The sequence below is a fragment of the Shewanella sp. A32 genome, assembly GCF_029167175.1.
GTDB lineage: Bacteria > Pseudomonadota > Gammaproteobacteria > Enterobacterales > Shewanellaceae > Shewanella > Shewanella yunxiaonensis.
Genome location: NZ_JARFTS010000013.1, coordinates 13,381 through 26,957, shown reverse-complemented (window position 1 = coordinate 26,957; position 13,577 = coordinate 13,381). Strand labels below are relative to the sequence as shown.

Annotated in this window: 9 protein-coding genes; 4 read left to right on the top strand and 5 right to left on the bottom strand. The window is 48.6% G+C overall.

The annotated features are described in order from the left end of the window. Positions 1 to 90: 90 nt before the first annotated feature. Positions 91 to 2,469, top strand: coding sequence for an ATP-binding protein (locus tag PY479_RS10985; protein WP_212593858.1), 2,379 nt, complete (start codon positions 91 to 93; stop codon positions 2,467 to 2,469). Between the two features lie 3 nt (positions 2,470 to 2,472). Then, positions 2,473 to 3,348: a transporter substrate-binding domain-containing protein gene (locus PY479_RS10980; RefSeq protein ID WP_275483781.1), complete on the top strand. Its 876-nt coding sequence runs from the start codon at positions 2,473 to 2,475 to the stop codon at positions 3,346 to 3,348. Here the strand turns inward: PY479_RS10980 and PY479_RS10975 are convergent. Next, positions 3,308 to 4,351 carry an alkene reductase gene (locus PY479_RS10975; RefSeq protein WP_275483780.1) on the bottom strand — a complete coding sequence of 348 codons (1,044 nt, stop codon included), beginning with the start codon at positions 4,349 to 4,351 and terminating at the stop codon, positions 3,308 to 3,310. The two genes, PY479_RS10980 and PY479_RS10975, sit on opposite strands and share 41 nt — an antisense overlap. Positions 4,352 to 4,519: 168 nt before the next feature. Here PY479_RS10975 and PY479_RS10970 point away from each other — a divergent pair, with 168 nt between their 5' ends. Continuing rightward, positions 4,520 to 5,098: a TetR/AcrR family transcriptional regulator gene (locus tag PY479_RS10970; protein WP_212593861.1), complete on the top strand. Its 579-nt coding sequence runs from the start codon at positions 4,520 to 4,522 to the stop codon at positions 5,096 to 5,098. 245 nt (positions 5,099 to 5,343) lie between these two features. Here the strand turns inward: PY479_RS10970 and raiA are convergent, their stop codons facing one another. From raiA to PY479_RS10955, 3 genes are all read right to left on the bottom strand, one after another. Continuing rightward, positions 5,344 to 5,703: a ribosome-associated translation inhibitor RaiA gene (raiA, locus tag PY479_RS10965; protein ID WP_212593862.1), complete on the bottom strand. Its 360-nt coding sequence runs from the start codon at positions 5,701 to 5,703 to the stop codon at positions 5,344 to 5,346. Positions 5,704 to 5,834: 131 nt separating this feature from the next. Further along, a complete protein-coding gene (locus PY479_RS10960) occupies positions 5,835 to 7,406 on the bottom strand; it encodes a PAS domain-containing methyl-accepting chemotaxis protein (RefSeq protein WP_275483779.1) in 1,572 nt (523 codons plus the stop codon). A 310-nt stretch (positions 7,407 to 7,716) separates the two neighbouring features. Continuing rightward, on the bottom strand, positions 7,717 to 9,270 hold the full coding sequence (locus tag PY479_RS10955) for a S8 family serine peptidase (RefSeq protein WP_275483778.1): 1,554 nt from the start codon (positions 9,268 to 9,270) through the stop codon (positions 7,717 to 7,719). A 277-nt stretch (positions 9,271 to 9,547) separates the two neighbouring features. Here PY479_RS10955 and PY479_RS10950 point away from each other — a divergent pair, with 277 nt between their 5' ends. Then, positions 9,548 to 9,991 carry an OsmC family protein gene (locus tag PY479_RS10950; protein ID WP_212593865.1) on the top strand — a complete coding sequence of 148 codons (444 nt, stop codon included), beginning with the start codon at positions 9,548 to 9,550 and terminating at the stop codon, positions 9,989 to 9,991. Between the two features lie 94 nt (positions 9,992 to 10,085). Here PY479_RS10950 and PY479_RS10945 read toward each other — a convergent pair whose 3' ends face one another. Continuing rightward, on the bottom strand, positions 10,086 to 13,358 hold the full coding sequence (locus PY479_RS10945; protein WP_275483777.1) for a S41 family peptidase: 3,273 nt from the start codon (positions 13,356 to 13,358) through the stop codon (positions 10,086 to 10,088). Positions 13,359 to 13,577 lie beyond the last annotated feature (219 nt).

Below are 13,577 nucleotides of genomic sequence, written 5' to 3'. Positions count from 1 at the left end.
CGCTAATCCACCATAGGTAATTGCTTTGCCGTACATCGACCTTTATTGTCTGTACATCATGCCTGAATGATGATTAACAAGGACGCTTTCATGGCCATTACCTCCCTCAATACGCAACAGCTGTATCGTCGCGCTGACCTAAGTCGGCTGGGAGATACCCGCTCTACCCGCGCGCTGGAACCTCTGGACGATATTATCGGCCAAGAACGCGCACAAAGTGCTGTCGAATTTGCCATGTCGATTCGCGACAAGGGCTATAACATCTTTGCCTTAGGCCGCAGCGGCCTTGGTAAGCGCACCATGATGCTGCGCTATCTGAAGCGTCATAAGCAACAGGAACTCGAACTGAGTGACTGGTGTTATGTCGCCAATTTTGATGAACCCCGGACCCCCATGGTCTTACAGCTGCCTGCCGGCACGGGAGCACAGTTTAAAAAAGAAGTCGAAAAAACAGTGCAACGCTTGGTCAAAGCCTTGCCGTTAGCCTTTGATAATGAAGTCTATTATCGCCGAGCTGACAAACTAAAAACACAACTGACACAACGCCAGGAAGCCACATTGGCGGAACTTGCGGCGGAAGCCAAAGAGAAGCACGTCCGGTTAACGATCAGCACCGATGGCGATTATCAGTTGATGGCGCTTGATGGTGAAGAACCACACACCGATGAAAGTTATGCCGCACTCCCAGAAGCAGAACGCAATAAATTTGAAGAGAATATCCGCCATCTGGAATCCCGTCTGCGCGGCATCGTGCGCCAGCTGACCGAGTGGGAAGAAGAGTTCAGCACTAAACAGCAACATCACGATGAGCAAGTGGCACGTGAAGTGCTGAGCCATTTTTTTAAGCCGCTAAAAGATGATTACCGAGCCATACCGGAAATCCGCAATTATTTAACGGCGATGCAGAAGGATATGCTCAGCAATCTGGATATTTTTCTGGAGCAGAGTGAAGACCAGTTAGGCCTCGCCTACGCGTCGTTGGAAAAGAAAATGCCACGGCGATATCAAGTGAATCTGCTGGTGACGCAAGAGCAACCCAAGTTTCCTGTGGTGGTAGAGGAAAATCCTACCTATCACGGACTGTTCGGCTATGTCGAAAACGCTACCTACCGCGGTACTGTGTTTACTGATTTTTCACTGATCCGTCCCGGTAGCTTACATCGCGCCAATGGCGGCGTATTGCTGATGGATGCCATCAAAGTATTGGAGCGCCCTTATGTCTGGGACGGTCTCAAACGGGCATTACGTTCAAGGACATTGGATCTCAATTCGCTGGAACGTGAAGTCTCGCTCTCTGGCGCGGTATCGCTCGAACCTGAACCGATCCCATTAGACGTCAAAATTGTGTTGTTTGGTGACTATCAAACCTACCAGTTGCTGCAACACTATGATCCGGATTTTTGTGAACTGTTCCGGGTCACCGCCGATTTTGAAGACACCATGCCCCGCAGTGCCAAGGTGGAAAGCCTGTACGCACGTTTTATCTCTTCGATTGTGCATGATAATCAGCTGCTACATTGCGATCTCTCGGCGATTGCTCGCATCATTGAATACAGCTCCCGCCAAGCGGAAGACCAAACCCAACTATCATTACATTCTGCGAATGTGGCTAATCTGCTGCGCGAAAGTCATTACTGTGCGCGTTCGGCCAATGCCAGAGCGATTCGAGCTATCCATGTAGAACAGGCGCTAGCACAGCAGGAGCAACGTGTCTCAAGACTGCGCGATCAGTTGATGCTGGGCTTTACTCAGGGCACCAACCTGATTGATGTCAAAGGCAAAGAGGTGGGACAGATCAATGCCTTATCCGTCATATCCACCAGCGACCATCAATTTGGTATGCCCAATCGCATTACCGCTAGTACCAGCTTTGGTAAGGGTGAGGTACTCGATATTGAACATAAAGCCCGTCTTGGCGGTAAAATTCATTCTAAAGGCGTATGGATTTTGTCGGCCTTTATCAACAGTCTTTTGGGCAAAGATAAAGCTATTCCGCTAACCACGTCCCTCACCTTTGAACAGTCCTACTCCGGGGTGGATGGTGACAGTGCTTCAATGGCGGAATGCTGTGCGATTCTGTCCGCCATCAGTGGTGTACCACTGCGACAAGACATTGCCATTACCGGCTCCATGAATCAATTCGGTGAAGCACAGCCTATCGGCGGTGTTAATGAAAAAATTGAAGGCTTCTTCGATGTTTGTATGCTTAAAGGTCGCAAACAAACACAAGGCGTAATTATCCCAGTCAGTAACGTCAACAATCTAATGCTCAAAAAGGCCGTTGTAGATGCTGTCGCCAAAGGGAAATTTCATATTTGGAGCGTCAACCATGTCACTGAAGCACTGACGATTTTGTGTGATATGGATGCCGGGATCACGGATAAACCTCAGCAGTATCCGCCACACAGTGTTCTGGGGATGGCAACCGCTAATCTTGCTGCATTGCGGGATAACGACAAGGAACACTGATCAGTGAACACCCGCACAGCCATCATTCCGCTACTACTTACCGCGCTGCTGGCCTTTAGCGATAAAGCCACGCCGACGGAAGCACCTGAAAGTGTCGTTACTGTGGCGAATGATGTATGGCCGCCATTTGTTGAAAATGAGGGTAAAAGCGGTCTGGCGCTGGATATTGTATCGGCGGCAATGCTCACTCAGGGGATTCGCATAGAAGTCACAATAAAACCCTGGGCACGGGCGATGAAGGATGTGAATGACGGGAAGAATGATTTGTTGCTTGCAACTTGGTCATCGCCTGAACGACAAAAATCATTGCTGTTCTCAGAGCCCTATCTTAAAAATCGCTTGCGCTTTATCAAACGCGCCGGCGATCCCTTTGAATACACCGGGCTAAACTCATTACAGGGTAAACGCATTGGCATAGTAAATGACTATAGCTATACCGATGAGTATGCTCGCAGTGATAAGTTTATTCGGGAACCACATCAGGATCTGCAGGCTAATCTGCGTATGCTGGCAGCCAAAAGACTGGATTTAACGGTTGAAGATGAAATTGTTGCCAGCTATCGTTTTTACCAGTTACATCTGGTGGACAGCTATCAATTTACCGGGCCACCGCTAACTGTAAAAGATCTCTGTGTCTCTTCCGGCCGCAACAATCCTAAAAGTCAGGCCCTGATCAAAGCGTTCAACCAAGGCCTGAAAGTCATTATGGATAATGGCGTGTATGAGCAGCTGTTAACTCATTACGGAGCTATGTTGCATTCCAAGGAGATGCCAGAGATTATCCGTCCGCTCAATCCGGCAGCGAATTATCACGCAGCACCAGTCTCGCCCATGTACGCTAGTACAGTGTTGCCAGCATCTCGTCTGAATACGCGGTAGTCGGCTCGCCCTGCCGTACTTTGGCAACATAATCCGGGTTAGCGATAAACGGACGACCGATGGCAATTAAATCGAATTTACCTTCGGCAATGGCCTGACTTGCACTGTCAGCGCTGTAACCACCAACCCCCACCAGAGTCTGCTGATAATGATGACGCAAATATGCAGATGCCTGACCATCCAGGTAGTCAAATCGCAAGCTGTCATCAAAAATCCCCAAATGCACATAGGCTAACTGCCGTTGTTCCAGTTGAGGTAACAGGTAATCGAATACCTGACGGTCACGACTGTCAGTGCCCATATTGACATAAGCACCGGGAGACAACCGAATTCCGGTACGTTCACGCCCAATGGCGGCAATAATTGCATCGGTAACCTGCAATGGGAAGCGACTCATATTCTCAGGGCTAGCGCCATATTCGTCTTCTCGGCGGTTACTGTCATAATGCAGAAACTCATCAATTAGATACGCATTAGCACCGTGAATTTCCACACCGTCAAAACCTGCTTCTATGGCATTTTCAGCTGCTTTGGCGTAATCACTCACTAACTGTTGGATCTCATCCACTGTCAGTGCTTTAGGCGTTTCATACTTCAATTCACGCATTCTGGGAACTGTGCCATCAAGCGCTACGGCAGAGGGCGCAACGGTGTACTCCCCGCCAAAAAAGTAGGTGTGCGCGACGCGCCCGGTATGCCACAACTGAGCGAAGATCAGGCCACCTTTTGCATGTACAGCATCAGTTACTTTGCGCCAACCTTGGATCTGTTCAGCGGTATATAACCCGGGAGTGTTTGGGTATCCCTGCCCATCGGGACGAATGATTGTGGCTTCACTAACGATTAAGCCCGCATCAGCACGACGGGCATAATAAGCGGCCATATCCTCAGTAGGCACCAATCCAGGCCCGGCCATACAACGAGTGAGTGGCGCCATCAATATCCGGTTTTTCAGCGTAATTTTGTCATTCAGACGATAAGGTTCGAACAAAATGTCGTACATGAATACTTCCTCAAAGGGCAAAAACTAGCAGCCTCGACGAACGGTCAACAGCTGAGAATATTCTTGAATAGACATTCAAGATAAAGTTTCTGCCGCGTGGGCGCAAGTTATTTTTGAACACACATTCAATAATGGGTAAACTTATTACATCTAGTTGGATGAGATGCCATGAGAAACGCTGAATTCGATCGAGAACAAGTGCTGCGTAACGCCATGTATGCCTTTATGGATAAAGGCTACAGCAAAACCAGTATGCAGGACCTGACCAAAGCCACTGGGCTCCATCCTGGTTCTATCTACTGTGCATTTGAAAATAAGCGCGGTTTGCTGTTAGCGGCTATTGACCAATATCATCAGGATCGCAGTGCACAGTTACAGCAGCTATTTGCCACCCAATGGCCATTTAAACAAAAACTGCAACGCTATTTGGATGAGATTGTCGCAGAGTGTCTCAGTTGTGATGCGTCACAGGCTTGTCTTTTAGTTAAGGTACTCACAGAGATAGGTGAGCAAGATAGCGACATTAATGCCAAAGCCTCTGAACACCTACAGCAATGGCAACAAACGCTGCAAAGCGCCTATGAACAGGCGATTAACGAGGGTGAACTGCCTCCACATCCTGGTGCAGAAGCATCAGCACAGTTTCTGATGATGGGGATATATGGTTTACGAACCTATGCCCATACGCATCCCGATGCACAGGATTTAAAACGGCTAGCATCTATGCTTACCCAACAATTTTTCTGATTAATTAGCCCTAAATCCGATACGGAAACTGCGCCAATGTCGGCCATTGTCACAGATAAGTCGAGCACAGGCCCCAGTATCTCGATCCTAGGTCGGCAAAAATATCGTTGCAGTTGACGACTGGTTTTTCAGCAATACCCAAATCAAAGATTTATTAAACTGATCGGAAGTAACTGTTGGATTAGTTAGCGAGCAAAACGAAGAAAGGCCGCAAGCGGCCTTTCTACAGGAAATTACATCAGTTTTTATTTGGAGAGATCCATTTCCTGGATGATTTCATGCGCAATTGGCGGTGTAGTGCAGCTAGGCTTTTCATGCAAGTCTGCCTTTAACTGACCTTTTCTATGTTTAAGCGCAGTTTCCAATTTTTTCACAGCCACGGCAATAGCCGGATACATCACTTCATCATCACCAGAAGCGGCAACTGCGACACCTTCATAATTAGTGCGGATATCTACCTGATGCTGACCATGTTCCTTCGCAATAATCACATCAAATCCGATTAGTCCGGGGAAATGTTTGATAATTTTTGAAAACTTCTCTTCCACATGGGCACGTACCGACGGTGTTACATCTACATGGTGACCTGAAATCTGGATTTTCATAGGCTTTCCCTCTTTCCATTGACTCATTTATAGAGCTTGGGACTTTTACAGGAAAACACAAGAGCCCACGGCGAATAAAATTGCTCGTGGGCTCTTAAAATGTGCCGTTCGGACAAATAATCAGCTATTTATCAGCTACGTTGCACGCTCTGCCGCCAAAACTGCTCAGATAGATGGCGAGTTTTAACTGACAGCCGACTGACTTGCTCACTTCGGCCTACAGCATCTTGTGTTTGAGACGCAATCTCTCCGGCGAAATCGCTGATCATCACAATGGAACGGTTGATCTCTTCCGCAACCAAGGTCTGCTGCTGTACCGCTGCGGCATTGGCCTCGCTCATCTCGCCCAAACGGTTGATAGAATGCTTGAGCGCCTCAAATGCCTGATTGGCTTCTTCCGCTAAATCCACAGAGTGTTGTGCCTCACTCTGCCCCGCTTTGATCTGATTACCGGCAATCTGAGTGGTTTGCTGAAATTGCTTAATAATGTTTTCGATATGACTGGTAGACTCACTGGTGCGACTTGCCAGGTGGCGCACTTCATCAGCCACCACCGCAAAGCCGCGACCGGCCTCACCCGCTCTGGCAGCTTCAATCGCGGCATTGAGCGCCAACAGATTGGTTTGATCAGCAATGGAATGAATAACGTCCAGGACTTCACTGATTGCGGCGCTGTCTTTTTGAATCGATTCCACCAAAGAGGCGAACTCCCGCACGCGTTGATTGACCAGACCGATGGCGGACACCACCTTCTGCAAACTGTCGTGGCCGGTCATGGTTGCCACTAAACTGGCATTCATCTCCGAGTTCGCATTTTGCACGTTACTGCCCACTTCATTAAAACTGGCGGTCATCTCAGACATTGCCGTACCGGCCTGACGCGTCTGTTCGCTCTGCCCGTCGGCACGGTCTGCATTAGCGCGCAGAGTTTGTTGCAAATTGATACTCTCTTCACTGATTGCTAAAGCTGAATCCGCCATGCGCCCGATGACGCCACCGGTTTCCGCCACTAGGTAAGTCATAGCCAACGACAACTGACCAAGTTCATCCTGACGGCCACAATAAACAGCTCTGGCTAAAGGGTCATCGATAATTTCTTTAGATTTATCAACTAATTTTAAGAATGGTGTCAATAACCACTGGCTCAACACCAACCAAACAGCAACCGCAGTAAATAATCCGATCCAAGGGGAAATCCACGCGGAGGCAAAACCGGCTAATAAGCTGATAAATCCCGAAAGCTGTAACCCGCGTGCAAAACCCAAGCTGGCAGGTCGCATTTCCGCAGGTTTTTTCCCAGCATTAATTTGCTCATAAATTTTTGTCGCGGAAGCGATTTGCTCTCGACTAGCGCTATGTCTGACTGATTGAAATTCATGAACTTTCCCATTTTCTAACACAGGTAAAACATAAGCGTTTACCCAGTAGTGACCACCGCTTTTAGTCCGATTTTTAACGATTCCCATCCATGGCTTGCCAGATTTCACTTTGGTCCATAAGCTTGCAAAAGCGGCTGGCGGCATATCGGGATGACGAACGATGTTATGAGGTTGTCCACGCAACTCTTCAGCAGAGAACTCGCTGATCTCCGCGAAGTCCTTATTCACATACTTAATGGTGCCTTTAAGGTCAGTAGTGGATAACAAAATACTGGTGTCGGAAAGTTGCTTTTCTTTTTGAGTAACGGGTTGATTTATACGCATCTGCTGATGTCTCCCGAAGCTGTTTTCATGCGCGGCAAGATGGCAAAAAGCCAACAGCTTTATTAGCCAACTTTGAAATGCTCACACTACCAGTTATGTGAGTTAGAACAACTGCCATAGTGAAGAAATGCCGCGCACGTTGCAGATTTTTTGACGCATGACAGGCAGCGGCGTGGTGCCGATGGGAAAGGTGTCGCAACCCTCTGGGAAATAACCCGCTTCGTTTTGGTGGCGCATGATTAAAAAGTGACGGGGTTCATTCTAGGGTAAAAAAACGCCACAAGCTTGTGGCGTTTTTTGACGACAACCGCTACTGACAGTTTTTACCTTTACAGGTTTTTCCACCGCCCGAGTTGCCACCCCCACTGTTGCTGCTACCGGCACACCCATAGGTCGCGATGTAATCATAGGCAGCTTTCGCCTGCACTAAACCAAACCCGGTATAATTGTCACGGCCGGCGGTACCTAAATCCTCGGCGGTCACCTGTAATACAGTGCGCAGCTCTTTATTGGTACATTGTGGGAAGTTGCTCCAAACCAGGGCAGCCACACCAGCGACATGCGGGGTGGCCATGGAGGTACCGTCATAGTAGGCATAATCTCCGTAACTAATGGTAACGTTGGCGCTGTCGCCAACATTCGCTAACATGGCAGCACCAGCATCGGCGGTAACGCCAACCGATGGGATTGAGGTCACCGTGTCGCTGAGCGTACCATTCAACATCCCTGTGGTATTGTTGTATATGATAGCCCCCACGCCACCGCCAGCCTCACAGGCCAACACTTTCTCAGCAAAGGTGATATTACCGCGTTGGATCAGACAGATTTTACCTGCAGCGTCACACTGACTTTCACCAGTACCACAATCCATGAGCAATCCTGACGCATTGCCGGTTGGTGAACCGTCCATACCCAAGGCAGCATAATCATGACCCGCGACTGTTGCAGAAGCGACTAAGGCTGTCCCGGTTGGTACAGTAGACAATACACTGACACCGGGTGCAGCCAGCTCAACCGCGCTGTTATATTGGGAAAAATCCGCATGCTGCTTGTCTTCATCAACCGCTGCCACGGAAATCACTGAACTGTAGGATGCAGGATAAGAGTTGCGACTGTTACCATCATTACCGGCAGCCGCAACACTCAAAATCCCAGAGGCTTCGGCGGCCGCAAAAGCACTATCTTCGAAACGGCTCTTAAAACTTCCACCGAGGCTCATATTGATGACTTTGGCACCGACAGCCTCGCAGTCATCCAAGGCAGCTACCAGTCCCGAGGAGTAGAATACGCCATCGCCATTAAACACTTTCACAATGTAGAGGTTGAGGTTTTTATTAGGATTAATGCCTATTACCCCACGATCATTGTTCACTGCGGCAATGGTGCCCGCGACATGGGTGCCATGATGCAGTTCGTCAGTACGCCAATCGCCAGTTTCAGAGCTACCAATACCATCGACCATATTGTCACTGAGGTCCTCATGGTAATAGTCATACCCGGAATCGATAATACATACCTTCATGTTGCCAGCCTGGCTATCACTGACTTGATCCGCTTGAACCATAGGTATTCCATAAGGCACCGTTTGAGACATCGGATAACGCTTAACATCTGGTTCGACATATTCAACGTTAGGATTATGAGATAAACCTGCGAGCGCTTGTGCGGGCAAGGTAAATGCCGCCGCATTGTGTTTTGCCAAATCTAGTTCCAGCTTAGCGCCCTGAGATTTGAGCATCGCGGCTACCGCGGGGCCTTTACCCTCTTTAAATTTTACGATGTAACGTCCATTGTCCGCCGCGAAAACACCAGAACACAGGGGTAATGCGATGACAGTAGCCAATAATTGATATAAGGCTCGCATCTCGTTCTCCTTCAGTACTCGTCGAAGATGTTAATTAACCGTTAATTATATGTGCGTATTGTTCTTTTGGTGTTATAACCGCCAATCACGAAACGCGCAAGCAATGCCGCCTAACATAGTTCCAATAGAAAAGTAAATCGCCATCCAACAGAGGAAAATTCAATTAAAATAAATTTAAAAAACTCTTTAAAATCAATATAAAATAATCAAACAAGACAAATATGCCGCTTCTGAGCTATAGTGCACCAACATTTATGAGTACATTTGGGAGTCAACTATGAGCTTTCATGTCACTGTGTCATGGGAGACCAGCCCAGCCCCGGAAGGGGAATTCGTTCGTGATCATCAGATTCAATACGGTAGTGGTCAACGTATCGAAGCCTCAGCAGCTGCCGAATACAAAGGCAATGAAACTAAAGTCAATCCAGAAGAAAGTCTGCTCGCAGCCATCTCTTCTTGTCATATGCTGACGTTTTTGACAATCGCGCATCTCAAGCGGTTACCGGTACTGACTTATTGCGATAAGCCTGTGGCAGAACTTGGCAAAAAGGAATCGGGCAAAATTGCCATCACCCATATTTTTTTGCGCCCGCAAGTCACCTTTGCTGAGGGTGCTGATGTGGATCGCGAAACACTGGAAAAAATCCACGAAAAAGCTCACGCCAACTGCTTTATTGCCAATTCATTGGCCAGCGATACCAAAGTGGAAATTGAATTTTGAGCTAAACGATAAGACAACTGTTTATTTCACAGATAACAACAAACATTGAAATCGATATACCATTAGCCCCGCTATGTAGCGGGGCTTTTTATCCCTATTCAGGCCGAACCGGAAATGCTTCTCCTTGAGGAGGCATCACACCTTTCAACGGCGGGACAGGCGCAGTCTTGAGTTTATCCTGCAGATATTCAATAGCACGTTGCAACTGGGCATCTTTGCCCTCAAAGGTTGCCCACGGCAAATTATCTACCTCAATATCCGGACTGATACCTCGGCCCTCAACAATCCAGCGACCATCCATCGCATACTGCGGGTACTCAGCCACCCGGGAAATGCCGCCATCAGTCAGTCGATTACGACCGGATAACCAGACACCTGCACCTGCGGTGCGTTTACCAATTAACGGAGCAATTCCCAGGGCTTTAATGCCAGCAGAGAATGTCTCACCATCGGAATATGTCAGTTGATCGGTCAGCACCACCAGATGCCCCCGGAAACTCTGATGCATATTCGGATTTGCGGTGCCATGCGTTGGTTGCCAAAACGCCCAGGCTTTACGCAACAACTTCTCGATGATCCAACTGTCGATATTGCCACCGCGATTGCGCCGCACATCAATAATCAACCCAGCTTTGTCATAGTTCGCATAAAACTCTCTGGCAAAGTTACTGATATCAGATGCGCCCATTGCGTACAAATGCAGGTAGCCAATGTTACCGTTGCTGGCAGTCGTGACTTTTGCCGCATTGTGATAGACCCAATCTAAATAACGCAATTGATTATCGGCAGGTAAACTCACCGGCTTAACCACCGTTTTGTGACTGTTCTGACCACGCCGAATTTCAAGCAGGACCTGCTTGTCAGCCTGGTTACGCAGCAGTGCGGTAAGGTCCGCGATAGAGTTTACTTTGCGGCCGTTAAAATGGGTGATGATGTCGCCATCTGCGACATCGACACCCGGTTGCGCCAACGGCGCCGCCTGCGCTGGAAGTTCTGGATCATTACGATAGATATGACTGACCTCAACACCGTTCACGGTTTGCATCAAGCGGGCACCTAATGCCGCCGGGTTGGGAGCATTAGGGTCATGGGCAAAATCACCACCGCGCACCTGAGAATGCAGGGCGTCCAATTCGCCCATCATCTGGGTGAAAATATCGGCTAATTCATAACGATCGGTCACGCGTTCGAGCAGTGGTTGATACTTGGATTTAGTTGCCTGCCAATCCACTCCACGCATATTTTTGTCAAAAAATGACTCACGATGCATCAACCAGGCATCATCAAACATCTGTCGCCATTCTAACTGAGGGTTGATAGCCAACTGCCAGCCAGCGACCTGCACTTTGGCGTGAACTAAATCCTGACTGAGTTTTTCCCCCGCATCGACAATCAACATCTGACCGTCGGCGGTACCTTTAAACAGAAACAGCTTTTTACCATCTTCGGACAACTGATAGCCGCGCACCTCACTGGCGAAAGTGTCGACTTTAGGTGATAGCGCATCATATTTGATAAATGCCACATTCTGCTGTTTACCATCAATACTGGATTGCTTCAGGTACAGTCCGCGATTGCTGATCTGCAATTGAGTGTAGTTACCGGAGGGTACCGGTACCTGCCACAACCGCTGAGCTAGCCCCTGCCAATCCACGTTAACCTTCACATCTGCATCTGACTTGTCATCAGCCACCTTGGCCGTGGTCAATTCATTTGGTTGCCGAAATGGGAATTGGGCATTCTTGTCGAGAGCCAGAGCAAAGATGTCTGCGCGCTTGTCAAATACTGGCCCCATATTACGGTCGCCCCAAGGTGAATTGGGAGTACTAGTAAACTCGCGGTTGGAGAGGAAATATAGCCACTGACCATCACGGCTAAACGCAGGAGAAAATGACTCATATTTGTCACTGGTCAGAATCGCAGATTTTTCATTATCCAGCTGATACAGCATCACTTGGGGTCTTGGCGTTCCAACTTCGCTGCGGGTAATGGCTAAATAACGACTGTCAGGTGACCAGACAATATCCTGATATGGCCCCAGACCTTCATTATTGGTCACGATCATCCGGTTTTGACTGTTCTTAAGATCCAACAGCCATAAATTTCCCTGATAATCATCATTGGCAAGGTAACGACCATCAGGCGACAGTACCAGACTCATGCGCATGTTGTTACCGTCTTTGGTCAGCTGTTTAGCACCTTCACTGCCGTCAGCCGGATAACGCCATATCTCCTGTTCACCGCTGGCATCGGAAATCGCATAGATCCATTTGCCATCTTTGCTCATCACCGCATTACGCAAACGGTAGCTACCATCATTTGCAAGTTGCACCAGCCGCGAGCCATCAGTCCCCGCAATCGCCACATGACTACGGGCAGTCAACACCAGTTTGTTCCCCGAGGGGGCCAGATTAAAATCTGCCACGTATTTCAGTGGATTATTCACCCAATGTTCGCGGCGTTCTGGAAAATCAGAGGCCAGATGAATGGTTAAGGTTTTATCGCTGGCAGTGGCAATGTCGAGCAGGTGGATATCGGCCCCCAACTGAAACACTATTCTGCCGTTATTCAGCGATGGGGATCGCACTTCAAAGTCTTGGTAATGTGTGAGCTGTTGCAGATCACTGCCATCACTAGCCATCGACCAGATATTGGCGTCGCCACTGGCATCTGACACAAAATACACCCGATTCTGCCAGAACATGGGGGAGCGAATAGACCCTTGGTGTTCTGCAGCCAGCCGCTGTGCTTCCTGCTTTTGGCCGAGTGAATAACGCCATAAGGTTCCGGCAGCACCGCCACGATAGACCTTGGCGTTATCCCCGGTGACCTGCAGGCCAAAACGCACAAAATAAACATACTTGCCTTGCGGATCCACCCCCCCCTGCACCGCATCGGCCAATGGAATATCGTGAGTCTTCAATGTTTCAGGCTCGACCGTTCGCAACACCCAGAAATTAGAGGGGCCTTCGGCATTATCAGTGGCATACAGAACTTCGCCAGTTTGCGTCCAACCTTGCAGTCGTACTCGGCTGTTTTCAAACGTTATCCGTTTGGCAATACCGCCTGTCATGGGGATAACGTAAACTTCCTGCGTACCATCATAATTGGCGGTAAATGCCAGCATTTTTCCATCTGGGGAGATTTTGCCGTTAAATTCTTCAGCGGGAAGACTGGTAAGGCGATTAGCCTGAGCTGCACCTAATTGTTGAGTCCAGATATCCCCTTCGGCGGTGAATACCAATGTATTGCCATGAAGATCGGGCGCGCGGTAATAACCCAGTTCAGACGTTTCTGCCGCGATTGCGCTGCCAGTTATCGCGCCAAGCGCCAGCAAACAACAGGCAACGGATTGACGAAGTTTCATGAAGGCCTCTTATCCTTGGATGCAAAATAATGTAAATCAGTCACCAACTTAACAAAGGGCGAAGAGACATTCAGCCGCTTAACTGTGAATAAGTATTAGCAAATGTGTCGGCTCGCCTGCAGATTTACCAACGCGGGCAAGCGCCGATAAGACTATAGTGCAATAGCTCTGTGCATAAAGTTTATATGTGATAGTTATCACATCAGGTGCCTTAGGTGG